20 protein-coding genes are annotated in these 19,236 nt (G+C 44.9%); 11 read left to right on the forward strand and 9 right to left on the reverse strand.

What is annotated here, in order from left to right:
• Nucleotides 1–4 precede the first annotated feature (4 nt).
• The 6 genes from EXT47_RS05835 to EXT47_RS05860 form a co-directional block, all read right to left on the reverse strand.
• The gene (locus EXT47_RS05835) at nt 5–1,339 is read right to left on the reverse strand and encodes an alanine racemase (protein WP_130126088.1); all 1,335 of its coding nucleotides are present in this window, start codon (nt 1,337–1,339) and stop codon (nt 5–7) included.
• Nucleotides 1,336–2,805, reverse strand: a complete 1,470-nt coding sequence (locus EXT47_RS05840; RefSeq protein ID WP_130126089.1) for a DUF3526 domain-containing protein — start codon at nt 2,803–2,805, stop codon at nt 1,336–1,338. The genes EXT47_RS05835 and EXT47_RS05840 overlap by 4 nt, the downstream gene beginning before the upstream one ends.
• Entirely contained in the window at nt 2,802–4,202 is a 1,401-nt protein-coding gene (locus tag EXT47_RS05845; RefSeq protein WP_130126090.1) for a DUF3526 domain-containing protein, read from the reverse strand. The genes EXT47_RS05840 and EXT47_RS05845 overlap by 4 nt, the downstream gene beginning before the upstream one ends.
• The gene (locus EXT47_RS05850) at nt 4,202–4,921 is read right to left on the reverse strand and encodes an ABC transporter ATP-binding protein (RefSeq protein ID WP_039497249.1); all 720 of its coding nucleotides are present in this window, start codon (nt 4,919–4,921) and stop codon (nt 4,202–4,204) included. The genes EXT47_RS05845 and EXT47_RS05850 overlap by 1 nt, the downstream gene beginning before the upstream one ends.
• Nucleotides 4,922–4,930: 9 nt before the next feature.
• On the reverse strand, nt 4,931–7,036 hold the full coding sequence (locus tag EXT47_RS05855) for a TonB-dependent siderophore receptor (protein WP_130126091.1): 2,106 nt from the start codon (nt 7,034–7,036) through the stop codon (nt 4,931–4,933).
• A 404-nt stretch (nt 7,037–7,440) separates the two neighbouring features.
• On the reverse strand, nt 7,441–8,514 hold the full coding sequence (locus tag EXT47_RS05860; RefSeq protein WP_130126092.1) for an SGNH/GDSL hydrolase family protein: 1,074 nt from the start codon (nt 8,512–8,514) through the stop codon (nt 7,441–7,443).
• 176 nt (nt 8,515–8,690) lie between these two features.
• On the opposite strand from EXT47_RS05860, the gene EXT47_RS05865 reads away from it, so the two are divergent.
• The 7 genes from EXT47_RS05865 to EXT47_RS05895 all read left to right on the forward strand — a co-directional run bounded on the left by EXT47_RS05865 (nt 8,691) and on the right by EXT47_RS05895 (nt 12,453).
• Nucleotides 8,691–9,080, forward strand: a complete 390-nt coding sequence (locus tag EXT47_RS05865) for an HIT family protein (protein ID WP_130126093.1) — start codon at nt 8,691–8,693, stop codon at nt 9,078–9,080.
• The gene (locus EXT47_RS05870) at nt 9,081–9,368 is read left to right on the forward strand and encodes a hypothetical protein (RefSeq protein WP_130126094.1); all 288 of its coding nucleotides are present in this window, start codon (nt 9,081–9,083) and stop codon (nt 9,366–9,368) included.
• A gap of 15 nt (nt 9,369–9,383) precedes the next feature.
• The gene (locus EXT47_RS05875; protein ID WP_130126095.1) at nt 9,384–9,836 is read left to right on the forward strand and encodes a GNAT family N-acetyltransferase; all 453 of its coding nucleotides are present in this window, start codon (nt 9,384–9,386) and stop codon (nt 9,834–9,836) included.
• A gap of 13 nt (nt 9,837–9,849) precedes the next feature.
• Nucleotides 9,850–10,257, forward strand: a complete 408-nt coding sequence (locus tag EXT47_RS05880; protein WP_130126096.1) for a GFA family protein — start codon at nt 9,850–9,852, stop codon at nt 10,255–10,257.
• A gap of 9 nt (nt 10,258–10,266) precedes the next feature.
• Nucleotides 10,267–10,647 carry a DUF4440 domain-containing protein gene (locus EXT47_RS05885; RefSeq protein WP_039497264.1) on the forward strand — a complete coding sequence of 127 codons (381 nt, stop codon included), beginning with the start codon at nt 10,267–10,269 and terminating at the stop codon, nt 10,645–10,647.
• A 126-nt stretch (nt 10,648–10,773) separates the two neighbouring features.
• On the forward strand, nt 10,774–11,595 hold the full coding sequence (locus tag EXT47_RS05890; protein WP_130126097.1) for a hypothetical protein: 822 nt from the start codon (nt 10,774–10,776) through the stop codon (nt 11,593–11,595).
• A 15-nt stretch (nt 11,596–11,610) separates the two neighbouring features.
• Complete coding sequence (locus tag EXT47_RS05895) at nt 11,611–12,453, forward strand: hypothetical protein (RefSeq protein WP_130126098.1); 843 nt, start codon at nt 11,611–11,613, stop codon at nt 12,451–12,453.
• A 17-nt stretch (nt 12,454–12,470) separates the two neighbouring features.
• Here EXT47_RS05895 and EXT47_RS05900 read toward each other — a convergent pair whose 3' ends face one another.
• Nucleotides 12,471–13,853 carry a pyridoxal-dependent decarboxylase gene (locus tag EXT47_RS05900; protein WP_045989784.1) on the reverse strand — a complete coding sequence of 461 codons (1,383 nt, stop codon included), beginning with the start codon at nt 13,851–13,853 and terminating at the stop codon, nt 12,471–12,473.
• A gap of 95 nt (nt 13,854–13,948) precedes the next feature.
• On the opposite strand from EXT47_RS05900, the gene EXT47_RS05905 reads away from it, so the two are divergent.
• The 4 genes from EXT47_RS05905 (at nt 13,949) to EXT47_RS05920 (ending at nt 17,552) form a co-directional block, all read left to right on the forward strand.
• Nucleotides 13,949–15,343, forward strand: a complete 1,395-nt coding sequence (locus EXT47_RS05905; RefSeq protein ID WP_130126099.1) for a PLP-dependent aminotransferase family protein — start codon at nt 13,949–13,951, stop codon at nt 15,341–15,343.
• 42 nt (nt 15,344–15,385) lie between these two features.
• Entirely contained in the window at nt 15,386–15,967 is a 582-nt protein-coding gene (locus tag EXT47_RS05910) for a nucleoside deaminase (RefSeq protein WP_039497274.1), read from the forward strand.
• 156 nt (nt 15,968–16,123) lie between these two features.
• Nucleotides 16,124–16,873 carry an ABC transporter substrate-binding protein gene (locus tag EXT47_RS05915; RefSeq protein ID WP_240701594.1) on the forward strand — a complete coding sequence of 250 codons (750 nt, stop codon included), beginning with the start codon at nt 16,124–16,126 and terminating at the stop codon, nt 16,871–16,873.
• Nucleotides 16,874–16,958: 85 nt separating this feature from the next.
• The gene (locus EXT47_RS05920; RefSeq protein WP_130126100.1) at nt 16,959–17,552 is read left to right on the forward strand and encodes a DUF998 domain-containing protein; all 594 of its coding nucleotides are present in this window, start codon (nt 16,959–16,961) and stop codon (nt 17,550–17,552) included.
• Here EXT47_RS05920 and EXT47_RS05925 read toward each other — a convergent pair.
• Together EXT47_RS05925 and EXT47_RS05930 are read right to left on the reverse strand one after the other, a co-directional pair.
• Nucleotides 17,542–18,189 (reverse strand): tRNA (adenine(22)-N(1))-methyltransferase TrmK, encoded by a 648-nt coding sequence (locus EXT47_RS05925; RefSeq protein ID WP_130126101.1) that lies wholly within the window; start codon nt 18,187–18,189, stop codon nt 17,542–17,544. The genes EXT47_RS05920 and EXT47_RS05925 overlap by 11 nt on opposite strands.
• 15 nt (nt 18,190–18,204) lie before the next feature.
• Nucleotides 18,205–19,236, reverse strand: a complete 1,032-nt coding sequence (locus tag EXT47_RS05930; protein WP_039497279.1) for a DUF2955 domain-containing protein — start codon at nt 19,234–19,236, stop codon at nt 18,205–18,207.

A 19,236-nucleotide genomic window follows, 5' to 3' on the forward strand; every position in this document is an offset into this window, starting at 1 on the left:
ACTTTTAGCTAAGTAGCTGCCAAGAAAGTGTATTGTTCTCCCACGTTACGGCGATTTTTCGTGGCAATGGCATAGAGTGAAACTCGGATTCATTTGAATCCATTTGATATCCTGCGGTGTTGAGGTAAATCATTAGGTCATCGCGTTGTGGTAGTTGCGACAAGGGAATAAACCGCCAGCTTAGCATGTCGCTATCTAGGCAGGTTGCTCCGCCAAAGGCCACGCGATACGCTCCTTGCTTGCGGTTTGAATGTGCAGTGAGTAACAGCGGGCTCGGCAAGTATTCGCTTTCAAACCACTGTTCTGACAGCGATAAGCTTGAGCCCGAAAGTGTAGCGATATGGCAGTCAGATGTGCCTAGGTATGGCTTTGTCCCTTGCACTTTAAACAAGCTAATGCCAGCCTCATCGAGCAGTGCCCGGCCAGGCTCGAGCATCAGTGTTAGGCTCCTTTGGCGTAATGCCGCTAATGCGGTTTGCCCATGTGCGTTCTTCACTGCCAAAATAGCGTGTAAGGTGTCCGCAGGGCTTTGCTCATTATGGTAGGGATAAAACCCTGCAAAGGTTTTACCTGCAAAAAAGCATTCAAAGTCCAAGGCTTGTTGCCACTGCTCATTTTGTAGATAGGAGACAGGCAGGCCGCCGCCAATATTCACTTTTGATGGCGACAGTCCTATTTGCCTAGCCTCATCTATCGCATCGATTAAAGTATGGATGCTCTCGCCACGTGCTTGTGGGCAGTACCCGCTTAAGTGGCAGCTAAATCCTTCTAAGCTTACCCACTCCTCGTATTCTCGGCACTGGGCCAACAATGGCGTAAGCTGGCACAGTGGACTGCCAAAGCGTGAGGCTGTAGTTGGTTGTGTTTGTAAGCGCAGTAGCACCCGCGCAGGGCGCTTTCGCTGGCGGGCCAGTGTAATGACCGAGCTTAACTCAGCACTTGAGTCAATGGCGATAAGCGCTTGATGTACAAGTGCTAAGCTAAGCAAGGCATCTGATTTATGCGGACCAGATACACCAATTTTTACACCTTGAATACCACCGCTTAGGGCAAGTTCAAACTCTTGCACACTAGCCACGTCTATCCCTATATCGTGATTAGACGCGACTTGAGTAAAGCATTGGGCTTTGTTGGCTTTTTTGGCAAAATAAATCTCATGCTCAAGCCCGAGCGTTATAAAGCTGGCTTGCAGGGTTTCGATATTTTCCGCAAAACGCTGAGGAAACACTAAATGTAGCGGTGCTCCCAATGCCGCTGCCCATTCAAATAACTTGGCTTGGTGCTCCGTTAGCAGGATTTGTGTTTGCGGATGCAATTTTGCAGTGAAGGCGTCACTCATACGACTAACACCTCTTTGTTATTTGCACTGTCTAACTTGTTGACGTGGCGTTTTGCTATAAGGAGCAGGCCAACGGCTAGTAGCAGCAACCAGATTAATGGCGTGTAGTTGTTCACAGGTGTGGCAAAGTCATTGCTAAATTGAGGAATATCCGCAAGATCCGTGAGCGTTGGCTTTGCGCTACAACCCTCACAAGGTGCAAAATCGCCTCTTTGATTGGCTTTGGCAATTTTGCTGGCAAAGAAACCTTGTAGTGCTTGATGATGAGCTTCAACTTCTTCCATAAAGGCGTGATGACGTGCTAGACCATTGCCCGCTAAATCAACCAACAGTGTTTGTACGATGAGTGCGGGGGAGAGATATTGTAGCTTTTGCGCGTTATGTTGCTGTGCTTGTTGCGCCGTTAAAAATCGTACATCTTGGGCTGCCATTGCGCGTTCTACAGAATTAATCGTAGCAATTTTTTTGGTGGCGTAATCGCTGGCACCACTGCCATTTTTTGCAAGCTCTGGATGATCTTGAAAATACTGAGCTAAGGTCTTTTCACTCGCTTTTTGGGCATCGTCGCTGGCGGCACGCAGGCTATCTATATAGTGAATTCGTGAAGGGGTTGGGTCGAGTAATGCGATGCTGGTATTGACCAAAGCTGGAACCACAATCACCAAGGCAAGCCAACAGGTGACCAAGGTAGCTGCGTTATTTGCCGCACTTTTAGCTCTGCTATTTACCCAAGCGGTTAAGGCAATCCAAAATCCAGAATAACATAGTGCGATAAGGTTATAACTCAGCAGTTCAATCACCCCTAGCTGCTCTCGTATTGTTATTAAAAGCAGGCTACTAATACTTAAAAATGGCAGCACAATTAACGCGCTTCGCAGCAATAATTGATAGGTCAGAAGGCGGGTTGCACTGCCTCCTTGAAGGATCAGTAGTCTTAGCTGTCCACCTTGGCGTTCACTCGCTAACGCATTAAAGCAAATGCCTATAATGAGCAATGGCAATAAGTAGACAATCACAAAACTTAAATCGAACTGGCCTAACAGCAGAGAAAGCGGGTGAACATAGTCATATTGATGAACGATGTGCTGTTTCTCTTTGATTAGCATCTTAAAATAGTAAGGTAATACGTCGGCTTGCCCTGTTGCTATTGGCGACGTTGCAAGCGGGGCTTTGGTGGCGTAATTTTGCATCAAGTAAAAAGCCTGTCCGCGCAGGTCGTACGGGTCTTCCCACCACTTATAGTCTGCTGTACTGGCGAGTCTTTCGGGTAATCCAGCTTTGGCATCTTGGATGGCTTGTTGCTGCATTTGCTGCGCGGCAAGCACCACGTCATGCTGTTTTTTAGCAAAGTAATGGGCGTTAAAAAATGCCACTAGTGCAAGCACGCTGGTGGTCAAGAACAGCGCGAGCACGAGTTTTTCTCGCCAGAGGTTTTTAAACTCAGTAGCTAACATTAAACGTTTCATCTTTGCTCCTCCAAGCGCAGCTTTTTAATCGCGAAGAAACTCAATAACACCAGAGCCATTAGCCAAAAGCTCAGGCTAAACAGGCTGATAACGTAGTGAGGCAGGTAACGAATAAAATTGGGGTATTGGAATGCGAACTTTGGGATCTGTTGCCATAATTCCTCGCCTGCAGTGTAATGGCCGCCCGCCTTGTGACCGTGATCTCTTTGATTAAAGTTAAGCACTTCTTGCATCATACGGCGGTGCTGCTCTGCCGCATTCTCAAATGTTTGTTGGTGGGCAAAGTCACTGGCGGCGGTGGCCATTGACAGCGTTTGTATCGCGATAAACGGCGTTAACATCCCTGCAAGTTGATAGCTTTGTGATTGCGCTTCTAGTTGAGCTAAACGCGCTGAAAATAAGCGGTCAAAGATTTTATCAGCGTATTGTTCACCAAATTGGAGTTGTGCTCCAGCATAGTCAAAGGGCAAGTCTTCCACATTGCTAACACCATATTGAGTCAATGTTTGCTGTTTGAACTTTGCGATTGCTTCAACTCGTGCTTCGGTATAAACCTCACTTTCAAGCTTAGCTTGAAACGCTTGACCTGAACCTTGAGGATGAATGGTGGTCGCGATATTCATCGCCAGTTTTGGCAGTAAAAGCGTTGTAAAGGCCCAAATGGTTAATAGCGAGATCAATGCGCGCCTAGCCGTTGGCAGTAAACTTGAAAGCGTGGTGGTGAGTAACGACCAAAGCAATAGGTAAACCAAATAAAATAGTAAAAATAACCCATTTCTGAGTGTATGAGGTTCTGTGCTTGTTACTTGGCTATAAAGTAAAAAAAGCGTAACAGGTAACAAAAATAAGCAAGAAATAGCAAAAAGCAGCGCACATTTGGCAATAAACAACTTAGCTGGGCTTGCGCCCGATGCGAGCAGTTGTTTTAAGGTGCCTTGCTCACGCTCTCTGGCAAGTAGTGGGTAGCCAATTAATATAATCAACAGCGGCAGCAAGACTTGCAGCACAAAGGCGGGTGATAAGCTACCAAAACGTGACATCGGCAAGTTATCTTGCGCACTTCGAAACATGCTATCGTTGCGAATATGAGCCTCAAGCCTCAACACATTCCCTTGGTATGCTTGTAATCCCCCGTCGAGTGCGGCCAGTGGGGTAGTGGGTTTGACCACGTAAATACCGTAGTGGGCGGCGGAGTGAGGGCCTTTTTCGCCTTGATTTAACCAGCGTAATTGCTCTGATTGAGACACTTCCGTGACGGCTTGTTGATAGCTTTGGTGGCTTTTAAAACCGGTCAAGCAGGCAAGCAAGAGCAGCAATACTGCAATGCCTCCAAGCCAAAGCGCTTGTCCCTGCCGCTTGGTATCGAGCCATTCCTTTTTTAATGTCGTTTGAAACATCAGACACCCACCTTGATATGTTTGAGGTAAACGGATTCAAGTTGGACTTCTTGCAGTTGTTCATAGACTAAGGTATCGACTAATTGCCCTTGATTGATAATTGCCACGCGATGGGCATCTTCTTGAGCACGGTATAAGTCGTGGGTCGCCATTAAAATCGCGACGCCTTGCTTTGCTAGTGACTGAATGAGCTGGCTAAATTCATGGCTGGCTGAAGGATCAAGACCTGATGTGGGCTCATCTAAGATCAATGCCTTGGCTTGCTTAGCAAGGGCAATAGCTATGCCCACTTTTTGTCGCATCCCTTTTGAATAGGTTGCAACGGGTTTGTCTACAGCGTGACTTGGCAGTTTTACTTCACTGAGCAGTGTGCGAAAGGCCTCGTCGGTCTTTTCTATGCTGGCCATTTTGCTGAAATACGCGAGATTCTCAAGTCCGCTAAGTCGCGGATAGAGCGCGACTTGTTCAGGAATATAAGCCAGTTGCTGCCTTGCCGTTACTACGTCATGCTGTGGATTAATTCCTGCGATGGTGATTTCTCCGGCATCCGGTTGTAAAAAGCCCAGTAAGCAATTAATCGTGGTGGTTTTACCTGCACCATTTGGGCCTAGCAGCGCTAGAATTTCACCTTGATGTACGCTCAAGTTTAATCCCTGTAACGCTTGGTATTCACCAAAGCGCTTTTGCAGGTTATTGATTTGAATAACAGGTGTAGTCATAAATTATCCTTAAAAGCTCACGCTTAATGAGGCGATAAAGGTGCGGCCACGACCGGGAGCGACTCCCCAATCTATGCCTTTGGCACCGCCAGATAGCCAATATTCTTTGTCGAACAGGTTTTCGGCCTTGAGTCGTAGCGTGGTGTTAATGTCAGTAAAGTGGTATTTAGCGCCCAAGTCGAAGCGCGTGTAGGCTGGTAGCTTTAGCGTGTTATTGACGTTTTGTTCGCGCTCACCAACATGGAAAATACCCGCATTGATGCTTAACGCCTCCCAAAATGGCAGCTGATAGTCGACATAGAGATTAGCTTGAAATTCAGGCACATTGGCTGGCGTGTTGCCATTAAGTGCGGGCTCGCCGTCAAGCTTATCTAAGCTGGGGTCCATCAAGGTGATAGATGCTACGGTTGCAAGGCCGTGAGCCAAGGAACCACTAGCATTGAGCTCAATACCTTTATGTGACTGGACACCGTCTTGCACGAAATAGTTAGTAATGTGATTGTGGTACTCCAACATCTTTTCTATTTCGAAGACGGCTATCGAGTAGTTCATGGTGTCCGTTTGGTATTTTATGCCAGCTTCAATTTGTTCGCTTTCTTGTGGGCCGAGTGATTCGCCCTCGTTTATTGCACCGCTGCCGATGACTGCAACGCCGCCTTCCCCCGCACCTTCTGAGTAACTGGCATAAAACGCGAGCTGATCGCTTGGGTTGTAGTTAAGACCTATGATGGGAGTATTAAAAGTTCGGTCGTCTAGCGTGGTTTTAGTTTGGCCAGGTAGAGTTTGCTCTTTTTTGTATTGAATATGACGCAGCCCTAAGGTGGCATAAAATACATCGTTAAAGTGCAAGGTATCTGTGATAAATAATGCGCTTTCAGAGGCTTCAGTTTTGGTTGGTTCTGGATAATCAGGGAACTGCGGTTTACTGCTATGAATTGGATTGAAAATATTGGCAACGGGGTTGGTTAACTCAAACCAACGCCCATCCTTAGACTCATAGTCACGAATACTGACGCCGATAACTAGCTCATGTTCAATTGCTGCGGTGGTAAGCTGACCGCTGATAAAACTATGTGCGGAGAGTGTGTCATACGTTTCGTCTGGAGTAATGTGGATAGCGGAAGACAGCACATTACCTTGTGTATCAACTGAGTAGATATCAGGAAAAACGGTAAACCTATCATTACCAGAAAGTGCAGCTTGGTTTACCCATTGCCAGTTGTCGTTCAACCAAAAATCAGCACGTGCGGCAAGGTTATATGACTCAGTTTCATACTTTGCCCAAGGTTGTCCGAGCAATACATCACTGGTGTCGACATAGGGCGGTAAGATTTTACGGTCAGGGTCATTGGGGTCGCTGGCAAGTCCTATCAAAGGCTGTGATACAGTGCTTTTATCTTGGTAATCGCCGTCTAATCGGATAAATAGGCGGTCTGAGACTTGCCAATCCAGTGCTGCACTAAAGAAATAGCGCTCTAAGTCATCACCACCGGTAAAGTCACCGTTTTTCTCTGCTGCGGCATTAATACGATAGCCGAGCGTTTGCTCTTCGGAAATTGGCCCACCGAGGTCGATGTGTAAATACTTTCCTCCACGGCTACGTACTTCTGTTGTGACATCCAAAAAGGCGTCCATGGTAGGGCGCTTTGTCACATAGTTGATGGTACCGCCGGGGTTGTTAAAGCCTGATACGAGACTTGACGGGCCTTTAACGATATCAATGCGCTGAATATTCTCTAGCGGTACATCTTGGTAGGGGGCAAGCGCTAAACCGTCGCGTCTTAGACCGTTAGTCCAATCGAGTTGAAAGCCACGCAGACTCACAAAGTCGAAAACCGTACCAATTGAGGTATTTTGAACAGAAGCATCGTTGGCAAGGACTTCGCCTAGCGTTTTTACTCTTTGATTGCTGATCAGTTCTTCAGAAAATGATTGAATGGAAATAGGAAGAAGCTGCGGATCTTTCATCCCCAATGCCGAAGCGTTCACGTCTCTCGTGCTGTAAAGAGGCGCGCGAGTGCCATGCACATCGATTGTTTCAATGGATTGTTCGGCAACACTAAGTGAAGAATATAAGCTACTAAGCACGCTAACTGTCAGGAGTGACCTTGTCATTTTGTTATTCCAACTGCAAAAACGAATGTGAAAAGAACCATCATTTATTCGATACAAATGATTATTTTTAAAAATGTTATAACGTAACGATCTTAATCATGTTTTTGTGTGCTTGAAAAGAGGGGAGTTATTGCCAAAAGGTTATCCTTGGTGATTTTTGTTGTGAAAAGTAAAATTAATGTAGGTCGTTCAAAGTAACGGCTTTGCATATTGATAAAAGTATAAGTCTCAACGAATATTATTTTTACAAATAAAAATCGTTCTCATTAATTTGTTTTTAAAGTGGGTGAATTGATTTTTTTGTTGTGAATTTTTGTATAAAAAACAATGTGAAAGTTTGTAAATGGTTTGCGTGTTATTCAGTACATCGAGCTTAATCTCACTGAATAACGCCGAAAATTTACTTAGAGAAGTGTTTGCTGCTTGATAAAGGTAACGAGTTTCTCAGCAATGTCTTGATGTTCCGAAGCGGTTGGATGCCACACACAGCCTTCTAATGGTGAGTCGAATGTATGGCTGTATAGCTTACTGATATCTTGCTGATTAAGCCTTGCAATTGCATCTCGAGTTGCTGGAATAATAAAGTTATATGGATATGCCGGACGCGGCATATAAATAATGGGAACCGCAGGATATCTTGCACGCAGCTGCTTGGTGAAAACGACCATTGTTTCTACCCACTGCGTTTTGACTTCATCAATAGTTTGCCAAGGCTCGGCAGGGGTTGGATCGGTACTAAAGTCATTGGTGCCTACTTCAATGACGATAAGCTGTGGAAACTTATCTTCAAAGTCAGTATTGTCGGTAAATACTGCTGACATTTTGTCATAGTAACTACGCAGCGTATGATGTGGCTGATTGCCGCCCCAATTTCGAATTAGGCCTAAACCTGAGTATGAAACTTGGGTGAAACTGGCACCCAACTGCTGCGCGCTCATATATGGAAATGCTTTACGGGCGTTACTTAAATCAAGAATTTCACTCCATTCACACTGTCTTTGGGTGGACTCACTGCCAAAGCCTGCGCTAATTGAATCGCCAATAAATAAGATATGGGGCAGTGGCTGCTGGATTGAGTCTAATTTTCCGTCCACATCAACACTTAGGATCTGGGTATTGTGTTCGTAGTGCTCCCAGCGTTTAACGAGTTCAATTGTGACGGTTTCTGCCTTTGCGCTCTCAAATAGTGTGAAGGTCTCAGCGACTCCATTGGCGTTGGTCTTTAGCTTTTTTGTGAATTTGCCATCGATCAGTACATCGAATTGATCGCCGTAGCCCATCAACTCGATATGAAAGGCACGGCCAGTGAACTTAGTATGCAGCTGGCTACCCGGCCAATTAAAACTCACACTGCCATCGGCATAGTTTTTACTGACGTGTCCTTCATAATGAATCGCATGATGGGTCGCTGCGTGATTTGCGGCACTGGCTACGCTTCCAGAAGCTAATAAAGCCACCGTAACTAACGTTTTTAACATGTTGTATTCCTTGTAGGGTTATTCATTGAATAATGTAACTGGTTTAAATGGGTTGTGAGTGAATTTAGGCTTGAAAATTATTCACTTAAGAAAGGAAAAAATAGAATATATCACTGGCAGGAAGAGGGTTGCTCAGGTACATTACTCTATGTAATCAGGTTAAGGAGAGGTAGCTGATGACGATTGTAGAACAGATAGTTGCTCGGAATATAGAAGCGGTTATCGTATATGAATCAGAGCAGGTGATTGCGTTTGCCGATCATGACCCCATAAATTTTGGCCATATCTTAATTTGCCCCAAATCCCCTTATGAAACGCTTCTTCAGGTCCCAGAATCCATACTGGCTGAAATCCACGGCGTTGCGCGTGACCTTTATGTGCGAATTGAGCGTAAATTTTCCCCAGATGGGATTACGTTGGTGCAAAACAACGGGCACTTTAACGAATTGAGCCACTATCACCTGCATATTTTCCCCCGCTATAAGCGAGATAGTTTTGCGTTTGGACGTGATGAACTCAATATTAAACCTCAAGAGGTTTTGCGTACCTCACTTGAGGGGTTATAGATGCTCGGGGAAGTATTAATCAAGGTTGTTGTAACGCTATTGCTTTGTATGTCACTCGTCTGGACTTTGTTGCCTTGGGCATTTGGATTATTAAATTTTCAAAACAAGCATGGCTACCCACTCTACAAAATTGGCCGAGTGTGCTGGTGGGTAATGGTTGCTATGCATCCCGTATTTGCTATTGGTATTTGGTTTTTCGATGCCAGTTTAAGTAAGTTAATATTTAGCCTAGCTGCAATGCATTTCTTTTTTGGGATAACGTTTGCCAGAAATGTAAGCACGCAATAAATCAAAAGGTCATAAGTGAAGATTACCATCAATGCTATTCAGGGCGAGGATGCAAATGCCATTGAAAGGTTAATGCGCGAAGTTTCAGAGGCTGACGTCTTACCCCATTTTTCGCAGCTTGGAAAAGATACTTATTTAAACGAAATATTACCTGAAGTGACTCAGGTGATGCGCAACGCCAATTTTGTCGGTGCCAAGGCGTTGTTAAACGGTGAGCTGATTGGATTTGCTTTATTAAGAGATGGTAACTATCTCACCCATTTATTTGTTGCCAAGTCAGCCCAAGGTAAAGGGATTGGTCGGCGACTATTAGATACTGTGCTAGCGAGTACAACCGCAGCTCAAGTCTCATTGTGTTCATCGCTCAATGCAGCATCTTTTTATACTGCACTAGGTTTTCAGGCGACAGGGCAAGAAGCACAGAAAAACGGTATTAGATTTATTCCAATGAGGTTAGATCGAACTTAAGCAAGGATATTTTATGACATTTCCAATTAATGGCTCGTGCCAATGTGGTGAAGTAAGCTACACGTTAAAAGCAGCACCTAAAATGGTGGTCGCCTGTCACTGTAAGGCTTGCCAAAAACTGTCAACCAGCGCATTTAGCATTACTGCCATTGTTGATAAAGACGATATTGAATTTTCGGGTCTGATGAAGGAATGGCGGCGCCCAGCTGACAGCGGTAACGTTAGCGGAGCTAAGTTTTGCCCGACTTGCGGCAATCGCATTTACCACTTTAATCCAGCAGAGCCGAATTCAATTAAACTCAAACCAAGTAATTTGGACGATACTCGCCTTATTCAACCGACGGCCCATGCATGGGTTAGTGAAAAGCAAGACTGGTATACTATCCCAGAGGGCGTCATCGTATTTGATAAACAGCCTTAGCCTGCTCTGATGTGTTCAACGTCAATTATTGAGCAAGTCATCGCGAAGGAGTGTGCGCTTCATCGCAAAGAAAATAGGCATAATATGGCGTTGTGTCGGGAATTCCTTCACCCTCAATTTATTGAGGTTGGACGCTCTGGAAGCCAATATAACTTGAGCCAGATCCTATGCTTAATGAATGAAGAAGAATGGCCAGATGGGGAGGTGGTAGCAGAGCAGTTTCACTGTGCTTATATGAATAGTGACGCTTTGCTTCTTACTTATCGCTCTGCATGGAGGAAGACTGATGGCACGCTTTCAGAGCATGCCTATCGGTCATCTTTATGGGTTGAGCAAAATGGTAAGTGGCAGTTGTTACATCATCAGGGTACGCCCACCAGTTTATTTTAGTGCTGTTTTTATGACATGGGTTGGGTTATAAAAAATCATAAAAGTAAATTTTAAGTAATTTAAAATGCGACTACACTAAATCGACATAAGAAGAATATCTGCTAGATCAAGATCTAAGGAACGAGTATGCCAACACCTCAACCAGGCACTGTAGTGAGCAATGCACAAACCAGGGCCGCTAATTTAACGACGACAAACAGCAATGAAGTGCCAGCGACTAAACAATTTGTAGTGAATGCCACCGGCAACTTATTTATCGCAAGTACACTAAACAGTACCGCAGGTGGAAGCGTATTGCCGCAAGAAGCTGAAAATGCGTTTGGTGAAGTCAGCGTATTTTTTGCCGCACTCACAAAAGCGATGGCAGAAGCTGGGACAAGTCTGTACGACTACGATGCACTCAATAAATTAGTGTCAAGCTCAGGATTGTTTGTCAAAGTGACAGATAGCAATATTCAATTTGAAAGTAAGCAAAGTGGCATCACTTTATCAAGCCAATTGATCCAGACTTTACTAGGGCTCAGTGGTAATTTAGCCTCCATAGGTAAATCATTGATGGATATGATCGCTGGTATGGGGCAAGCCTCGGTAAGTATCAGTGCAAGTTCTGACAATCAAGACAAAAAGGTCGGCACCATCATTTTTGTCTGCGAATATTTACTTGGTGCAATTTCTATTGCGCCCATTATCATCTCAGCCGATGCCAATGATGTAAAAGCCATTTGGCAAGCGGGTCCTTGCTTACAAGGCGGGCATACAGATGTGCAGTTAAGTCTGTGCAAATCAGTATACTTATTTGTACCACCTGCATTTGTTAAGCAAGCGGCATCGCTCAATGAGGCGATGTCAGACCCTGAATTTAATAATCTAATTGAATCAATGCGAAGTGTCATAGCCGTACCGCCGCAAGCCACTGCAGCCAGTAAAACGACTAAAAAGGACAGTTAATGTTGGGAGTAAACAATGTTCTCAACTTGGTTTAGCAAGCAAGATAAACCGTCAAAACCGCAGTCACAGCCAATGTATACCCCAATTACTAAACATTATGTGTTTAATGAAACGGGTAATATCATGTTGTGTGCCACGGCGGATAGCATTCAGAGCTTTGACACTGACTTAAAAAGTGCATTCGTTGATATTAGTGTGTTTTTTGCCGCAATGACAAAAGCGGTGACGTCGACAACAAATCCGGTGACGGGGAAGCCGTTTTCAATATTTAACTACCAAGCTGTGAAAAATATTTTGGTAGAGTCAGGGCTTTTCATTGAAACCAATGTGGAAGAAGGCACTTTTAGTCACGATGGCGTAGGTAATGCGCTCGGCAAAGCGCTGTTTCAGCATGTCTTAAATCGAGAGTTTTCTGAAAAGCAGCTGCCTTTTGCCAAGTCCATGTTTAATGGTATGCAATATCAAAGGGCGAAGATGGCAGAGCAATCTGAGATGACGGAAGCGCAGCAGCAGCTTTGCCGCAGTGGTAGCATCTTTTTTATTGGTGAGCTGTTGATGGGCGTGCCACAAACGTCGGCAATTTTGCTTAGTATCGAACCACAAAGTATTGCCCAGTCGACCGGCGATACCGAGAGTGACTGGCAAGACTTATTTTCGTTGGCTGGGTTAGATGAAGACAAGCATCAGCCCAAGCACATCGTTCGTCATTGGAAATTTAAAAAACGTACTTATCTATTTGTACCACCGCAGTTTATTTCTCATGCGGTGGCTGGACTTGGTGAGCAAAGCAATATCGATTTTGAGGAATACAGTCGCAAATTGGCGCAAAGTATTACTCCTAATCACAGCGTTAGCTAACTTCAAATATTATAATCTTAAAGCGCCTTAGCTAATTCGGTTAATGCGCTTTTTGCTATGTCTAAATCGACTTGCTCCGTTTGCCAATTACTGAGCGCAGCACGGATCACCTTCTGCCCTTGCCAACTCCCTGGGCTGACAAATATACGGCCGTCCGCATTAATGGCATGAAGAAGGGCGGTTGTGGCTGCGTCGTCTTTGCCACTTGGCTTGAAAAGCACCACGTTCAGCTCTCCGTAGTAGACTAATTCATAGTCTGGAGAATCAGCAAACCAGTCTGCAAGTTGTTTAGTTTGAGCAATATTTTTGCCTACCCATTGACGGATCCCGTCTTTACCATAGGCAAGTAATGACATCCAAACGGGCAGTGCCCTAAATCGACGAGAGTTTTCTACACCCATCGAAAAAAAGTCGGGGTCGGCTTTTGATGTGACTAAGTAAGGAGCTGGAACGTCGCAGCTTTCAACCAAGTAGTGCAAATGACGAGTGAGAAAGATCCCACAATCGTATGGCACATTGAGCCACTTGTGTGCATCCAAGGTAATACTATCGGCGAACTCTAGCCCCTTAGTGCGACCTTCTGAGCCAGAAACCAAACGGTCGAAAATGCCAAATGCAGCATCAACATGCAGCCAAGCTTGGTGTTTATCGCATAGACGGCGGATCTGCATTAAATCGTCAAAATTAGTGCCGGTAACCGTGGCGGCACTGGCGATGACAACCTTTCCTTTGGCGTTACTTGTTGCAAGCGCTGACTCAAGCGCTGCAATATCCGTAGCCTCATTGCCTACTTGCGTTGCGACTCTCGTGATTTGGTTGCGACCAAGGCCTGCAAGACCAAGCGCCTTAATCATACTCGCGTGGGGCGTCGCGCAAAAAACCTCAACTTCCAAACCGAAGGCTCCATCTTCTGCCACATTGATCCCTTGTTGATGCCCTGCAAACTGGCGTGCTATGACTGCACCTAAGTAATTTGCTGCTGTCGCTCCTGTAGTAAAAAGACCATCAAAGCTTGCAGGTAGGTCGAATAATTCGGTTAGCCAGCGAATGGCCTGCCGCTCTATACTGGTCGCAATGGAGCCATCGCCCTTTGAGACATTTTGGTCATAGGTTGACACTAGCCAATCGGCAAAGGTGGCAACAGGTGTTGCGCCGCCAGTGACAAATCCCCAATACCTAGGCCCAATGCTGGTACTTAAGTTTGGCACTACTTGTTTACTAAAAATCTCTATCAGTGATTCAAATTCAATCCCTGATTCTGTGAGTGTTAGGTCGGGCGGAGCAATATCTCGACCTGCGACGGGACGGCTATTGCTAGACTGTATAAATGCCTCGGTAAGTTTAGAAAACTCAGTGAGCAATTGGGGTAATGCTTGCCATTGGTTGTGTGTCATCGTCATGTGTCAATCCTATTTGTGATCGAATACTGGAATTACAGTGTAACTTCGATAAAAATGCAGTACAGATACAGAATTCTTGGTTATTAAGGATACAGATGGCGAGGAAGTTTATTACATTAAGTGAGCAGGTGATTGCAGAGATAAATGCTGGTGAGCGTCAATGCGGTGAAAAAATGACTTCACTTAGGATCTTTGCCAAGCAGCATGGCGTGAGCATGAGTACTGCAATTAGAACCTATGAGGAATTACAGGATAATGGCTTTTTAGCTTCTCAAGAGAAGTCTGGTTTTTATATTTGTAAACCGAAAGCGAAAAATAGTGACATTGACTTTGCCACGTTTACGAGTGAAGTAAAATCTCCCAAAAGTGCGCTAAGACCCTCTGTCATGGGGCTCAATACGATGTTATCGACGGTGCAAGTAGCGCCCGAGTTGATGCCCATAAATCGCCTGACTAAGTTTATAAAGCAAGCGTTCGACTCTCCTCAGTATCACCATTTTCATTATCCCAATGCGATGGGACTGATGTCGCTTAGAGAGAATCTAACCAAGCACTTTAAACAAAAGGGGTTGGCGCTGAATCCTGATAATCTCGTGGTGACGGGCGGTTGTATACAAGCCGTGATGGCGGGACTGCAGGCTGTTACAAAAGCGGGGGATTGTGTGGTGGTGCCATCACCTTGTTATCAAGGTTTATTGCAACTGCTTGCAACGCTACAGCTCAAGGTGATTGAGATCCCAACGACGCCCGAAGGACTCGACCTAGAAGCCTTGGAACAGGTAGTGACAACGCAAAGGGTATCTGCGTGTTTGCTTACGGCAAACCATCAAAATCCAACGGGACACAGTCTATCTGTGCAACAAAAAGCGTGGCTTGCGGATTTTGCTGTGCGGTATCAAGTGGCGATTATCGAAGACGACGTCTTTGGGGAGCTGAGCCATAATCAAACAATGCCTTTACCGATAAAAGCGTGGGATAAAGCCGGATATGTAATTTGGTGTAGCTCAGTGTCTAAGACGCTAGCGCCGGGCTTGCAAGTTGGATGGTGTGAAGCTGGGCGTTATCAAAGCCAAGTGGCCGCGCTCATGCAGGCATTTCACGGCATGCCAAACCAATGTTTACAAATGGCGGTATCACGCTTTATTGAGACAGGACATTACCAGCGCCATTTACGGACGCTTAATCGTACCTTAGCGGCACACTGCTTCGCTTACCAAAGCTATTTGAAATCGCGTTTACCAAAGGGCTGTAAAATATCTTCCCCTCAGGGCGGAATGGCATTATGGCTGAAACTGCCTAATATTGACTGTGATGCACTCGCTTTACGGCTCGCTGAACTTGGGATTGAGATTCGCCAAGGCAGCTTATTTACAAGTCGTGAGTTGTATCAAGATCATCTGCGGATCAATTGCGGTTGGCCGCTAGATGCGGCAAAACCTTGGTTAGATAAGTTATGTGATTGGGTAGTTCATAATTGCGCCAAATTATAGCGTTAGGCTCGGATCCGATAAAAGCAACAAGGAATAAAAAAAATGACTGTATTACTCAACGCAGAAACCCAAGTAAATAGCGAAGCGCTCAATGCTATTGCACATATGCCAACCAAGAGTCTTGGCGTATTACTCGATAGCAACTTTACGCGTAAGCTTTGCGATAAAGACTTTATGCGCATTGCTGTTTTGCTGGCAAAAAAGGGTTATGAAGAGGGCGGTTGCCCAATTGGTGCGGTTATTGTTGATAACGAGACCAATCAAATTGTAGGTAAAGGACATAATACGTTAGTACAAGAGAGTCACCCATATAACCATGGTGAAACCTCGGCAATTCGAGATGCGGGACGGATTGATTTTAGTAAAACCACTTTGTATACCAGCCTAAGTCCTTGTGACGTATGCGCAACATTACTCTACATGCGTGGTTTTCAGCGAGTCGTGGTGGGGGATATCACGAATGCTTCAGGTAATGAGCCGCTACTTGAAAGTAAGGGTGTACAAGTCGATATTTTAGAAGATGAGCAAGGTATCGTATTGTATCAACAATTTCGTGCTGAAAAGCCAGAACAAGATTTAGAAGATTGGCAAGGTCTGGCAGCGGTAAACGCAGGTCATAAGTAGCTAACTGTGCCCATGGCGAGGTAAAACCATTACTACATGATGTACTGGACTATCAAATGAAATACTTTCCGAAGTAATATAGCCATTGCTGCGGATTGAATTGCAATGCAAATACGGGCACACTGACCGAATGATTATTTAATTTATTGAGATAAAATGATCCGGAAAATTTTATTCCTTATAGCGCTACTTGCATCAACCAAAATAATTGCTTCGCCGCAAGAAACGGTGCATTTTGTTGCGGAAGATTTGCCTCCCTATCATTTTATTAATGGCCAAGGAGAAGTGGATGGTGGCCTGGTTGAGCTTGCTCAAGCGGTAGCAGGTAAAGCAAATGTTACTGCTAAAATTGAAATAATGCCGATGGCACGTGTGTTACACGAATTAGAAACTAAACCTAATGTGGTGCTGTTATCTTGGCTAAAAACACCAACTCGAGAAGTCTATTTCCGCTTTTTGGGTACTATGTGCCATACGTCCGCATCACTTATTGGCCTGAAACAATCTCAAACGCCAATAAACGATCTTGACGCTGCAAAGCGCTATCGTACCGGAACCATACGCGGTTATTATAGTGAAACTTTTCTCAAACAAGCTGGCTTTTCTGAAGGCTATGAGTTGGTATTAGTGTCAAACTACCAAAGTCTTTGGAATTTATTGTTTAAGGGCCGGATTGATTTTGTACTAACCAACACACTAACACTCGAGAAAGAGCTAAACGCCCTTAAGCTGGACCCAAAAGCAATTGAGCATAAGTTACTTCTTAAGCATTTCCCAAGTGAGTTGGCTCTGGCGGTGAATGCAGAGTTTCCCAATGAGCTTGCGAACCGCTTGCAGCACGCACTAGCGGAATTAAGTCAAAGTGGTCAACAACACGCTATTTTGGAGCGCTGGAAAATACACTAAATTGAATGCAGCTGCTTGGTTTCGTATGTTCCTAAATTAGTATAAAGTGTGTAGACATAAATTTAGCGCATTAAGGATAGGCGTAATGTTGCAAGAGTTGGTGAGTTATTTTGGCATACTAGCAAGTATATGGATGCTGGTAGGGGTGTATGGCGTTGCCAAGCGTTACCCAAATTATAGTCACAAAAATCAATTTTGTAGTGAGTTAGGCGCCAGTGGCAGCCCAACAGAGCGATTGTCTCCTGCAGTTAATAATTACCCCTTAGCCTTTTTATTTTGTTGTTTTGGTTTTTATATCATCTTGGTACCCGAAGGGAGCTGGGCGTTAGGTGTTATTGGCGGTTTGATTGTTTGTCATGGTCTAGCAACCGCTGTTGCTGGTTTCTTTCCTATGGATCCCGATCCATACACAACTTCGCCAAGTCGAGCGTGTAACATTCATTCTTTCGCGGGCATGGTAATGCTATTAAGCTTACTCATTGCACCTTTATTGGTTTGGTTTGTAAGCCCGTTAAACTCGCTATTTGCTTGGTTTTCTACCGTTTGTGTACTTGTTTGTATCGGTTTTAGCTATCAGCTTGCCAATGCTTACAAGCAAAAACGTAATAGTGGGCTCTATCAGCGATTAAGTTATGGCACTCAGCTAGTTTGGCTGAGTGCGCTGTGTTTTATAGTGTAAGGTGTTGATAAGCCGATAAAATGGCTTGCGCTTCGGGTTTGCCTTTGGCAACTCGTGCATAATGATCCAGCGTTTTCTCTAAATAGCGTTTGGACAGCGTGCCTTGTTGCCAAATCGCTTCGCCCAATGGGGTTATGGCAGTGCCAGTCTTACCTGAAGTGAGATAGAGCACTTCGTAAATACGTCGATTTTCTTCAACCAGTGATTCATAGGTCAGCTTAAGTGGCAAAGATTGCAAGGTTTGCCTCAAGGTATAATGATGATGAACTGGGCAAAGCAAGAAATCGACCTCGTCACGCAAATTGCAGCAAAGACTTGTCATCAGTTCTGCGGTTAAGTCGCCGCCAACACCTGCGATGATCACTAACTGCCTGCCTGAGTATTGTGCAAGAGGGAGCTTCGCAACGTCTTGGGTGTAAAGGCTATAGCGCGTTTCAGCTTCTGGAAAGAAGCGCGCGAGATCCAATTTTACTTTCGCGATAAGCGCTGGGACTACATCAACAAAGTGTATGTGCGCTTGGCTCGAATCTAAAAATTGTGCACCAAGCTGGCCATGATCGCAGCAGCAGTCCCAAATATGTTGATAGTCTTCAGTAACAACATCATGCAAAGTCTGTAAGCGTTTTCCAAGCTTCAAGTGGATTCCTTTTATTCAGGCGTAGGTATGGTGGCGCGTTGCACTAAAGTGGTTAAGTAGGCGATGAATAAGGTAGATTGCACAGAGACTTACCGTAATTGCAACGCTCACTGAACTGAAGCGATACAGTGCGCTGTAGATTAAATCTTGATTTGGTGCGAGAGATTGACCAAACAAGATCCCAAAAGTGGTAATAATACCAAAGCCAATCCCAGGAGCACCACCACTTAACAAGTGGTAGCGACTAAAAATGAAGACTAAGATCCATAAAATCAAAATTGGAAAAAGTAAAATTTGGCTATAGGTTTGCAGTAGGATTTGCGCTGCTAACGCCAAGTTACAACCTATCAGCGTGCCAACTGCACGTTGCCAGCCCGCTGTGCCCGCCGCTTTCCAACTCAGTGGAAAGAGGATTAATATTGATGCCGCTTGGGCGGAAACGGAATCTTGTAAATCTAGGATTTGGAATATCATAAATGAGAGTGTGGCTACGGTGGCGCACAGTAAGACTTCATGGCGAATACTTGCCGCGTCTTTCGCTGGCCGCGGCGGTAATTGACGCACAGTAACATCCGGAAATAACCAATGCATTACATATGCGGTTGCGATACTAATGATAATAGCCAGAGAGTTACTGGCTATGAGTGAATATAAGCCACCACTGGTTGAAGCATAACTGGCAAAATGAAGTTGGATTGATAGTCCCACCACACTCATTGCACCAAATAAGAAGTTAACGCCTTTGCTCATTTGCAAAAACAAAAAGGCAAATAAGGCAAAGGTGAGTAAGGACATTAACGCAGGGTGGAAGCCAAATAGCCCTTGTAGCACCAATACCGAAAAGGCACAGACCAACCCACTTAAGATAAACTGGCGCACTATGTGTGCGTTTAACATTGGTACTAACCCAAGTAGCAGCATGGGATATACGGTAAAAAAGATACCGTACGGCCAGTTGAGCAGTTTGCTTAGTGCAAAGCCTAGCGTACTCCCAGTTGCAATACGCAGCATCTGTCTTAGGTCATTGGCGTTTAGTGCAACTTTCAT

Source organism: Pseudoalteromonas sp. CO342X (assembly GCF_004208915.1).
Lineage (GTDB): Bacteria > Pseudomonadota > Gammaproteobacteria > Enterobacterales > Alteromonadaceae > Pseudoalteromonas > Pseudoalteromonas maricaloris.

Bases quoted from the DNA above. Each gene is read 5' to 3' on its own strand.
- EXT47_RS05835 (WP_130126088.1), bottom strand. From the start codon at position 1,339: ATGAGTGACGCCTTCACTGCAAAATTGCATCCGCAAACACAAATCCTG.
- EXT47_RS05840 (WP_130126089.1), bottom strand. From the start codon at position 2,805: ATGAAACGTTTAATGTTAGCTACTGAGTTTAAAAACCTCTGGCGAGAA.
- EXT47_RS05845 (WP_130126090.1), bottom strand. From the start codon at position 4,202: ATGTTTCAAACGACATTAAAAAAGGAATGGCTCGATACCAAGCGGCAG.
- EXT47_RS05850 (WP_039497249.1), bottom strand. From the start codon at position 4,921: ATGACTACACCTGTTATTCAAATCAATAACCTGCAAAAGCGCTTTGGT.
- EXT47_RS05855 (WP_130126091.1), bottom strand. From the start codon at position 7,036: ATGACAAGGTCACTCCTGACAGTTAGCGTGCTTAGTAGCTTATATTCT.
- EXT47_RS05860 (WP_130126092.1), bottom strand. From the start codon at position 8,514: ATGTTAAAAACGTTAGTTACGGTGGCTTTATTAGCTTCTGGAAGCGTA.
- EXT47_RS05865 (WP_130126093.1), top strand. From the start codon at position 8,691: ATGACGATTGTAGAACAGATAGTTGCTCGGAATATAGAAGCGGTTATC.
- EXT47_RS05870 (WP_130126094.1), top strand. From the start codon at position 9,081: ATGCTCGGGGAAGTATTAATCAAGGTTGTTGTAACGCTATTGCTTTGT.
- EXT47_RS05880 (WP_130126096.1), top strand. From the start codon at position 9,850: ATGACATTTCCAATTAATGGCTCGTGCCAATGTGGTGAAGTAAGCTAC.
- EXT47_RS05885 (WP_039497264.1), top strand. From the start codon at position 10,267: ATGTGTTCAACGTCAATTATTGAGCAAGTCATCGCGAAGGAGTGTGCG.
- EXT47_RS05890 (WP_130126097.1), top strand. From the start codon at position 10,774: ATGCCAACACCTCAACCAGGCACTGTAGTGAGCAATGCACAAACCAGG.
- EXT47_RS05895 (WP_130126098.1), top strand. From the start codon at position 11,611: ATGTTCTCAACTTGGTTTAGCAAGCAAGATAAACCGTCAAAACCGCAG.
- EXT47_RS05900 (WP_045989784.1), bottom strand. From the start codon at position 13,853: ATGACGATGACACACAACCAATGGCAAGCATTACCCCAATTGCTCACT.
- EXT47_RS05905 (WP_130126099.1), top strand. From the start codon at position 13,949: ATGGCGAGGAAGTTTATTACATTAAGTGAGCAGGTGATTGCAGAGATA.
- EXT47_RS05910 (WP_039497274.1), top strand. From the start codon at position 15,386: ATGACTGTATTACTCAACGCAGAAACCCAAGTAAATAGCGAAGCGCTC.
- EXT47_RS05915 (WP_240701594.1), top strand. From the start codon at position 16,124: ATGATCCGGAAAATTTTATTCCTTATAGCGCTACTTGCATCAACCAAA.
- EXT47_RS05920 (WP_130126100.1), top strand. From the start codon at position 16,959: ATGTTGCAAGAGTTGGTGAGTTATTTTGGCATACTAGCAAGTATATGG.
- EXT47_RS05930 (WP_039497279.1), bottom strand. From the start codon at position 19,236: ATGAAAGTTGCACTAAACGCCAATGACCTAAGACAGATGCTGCGTATT.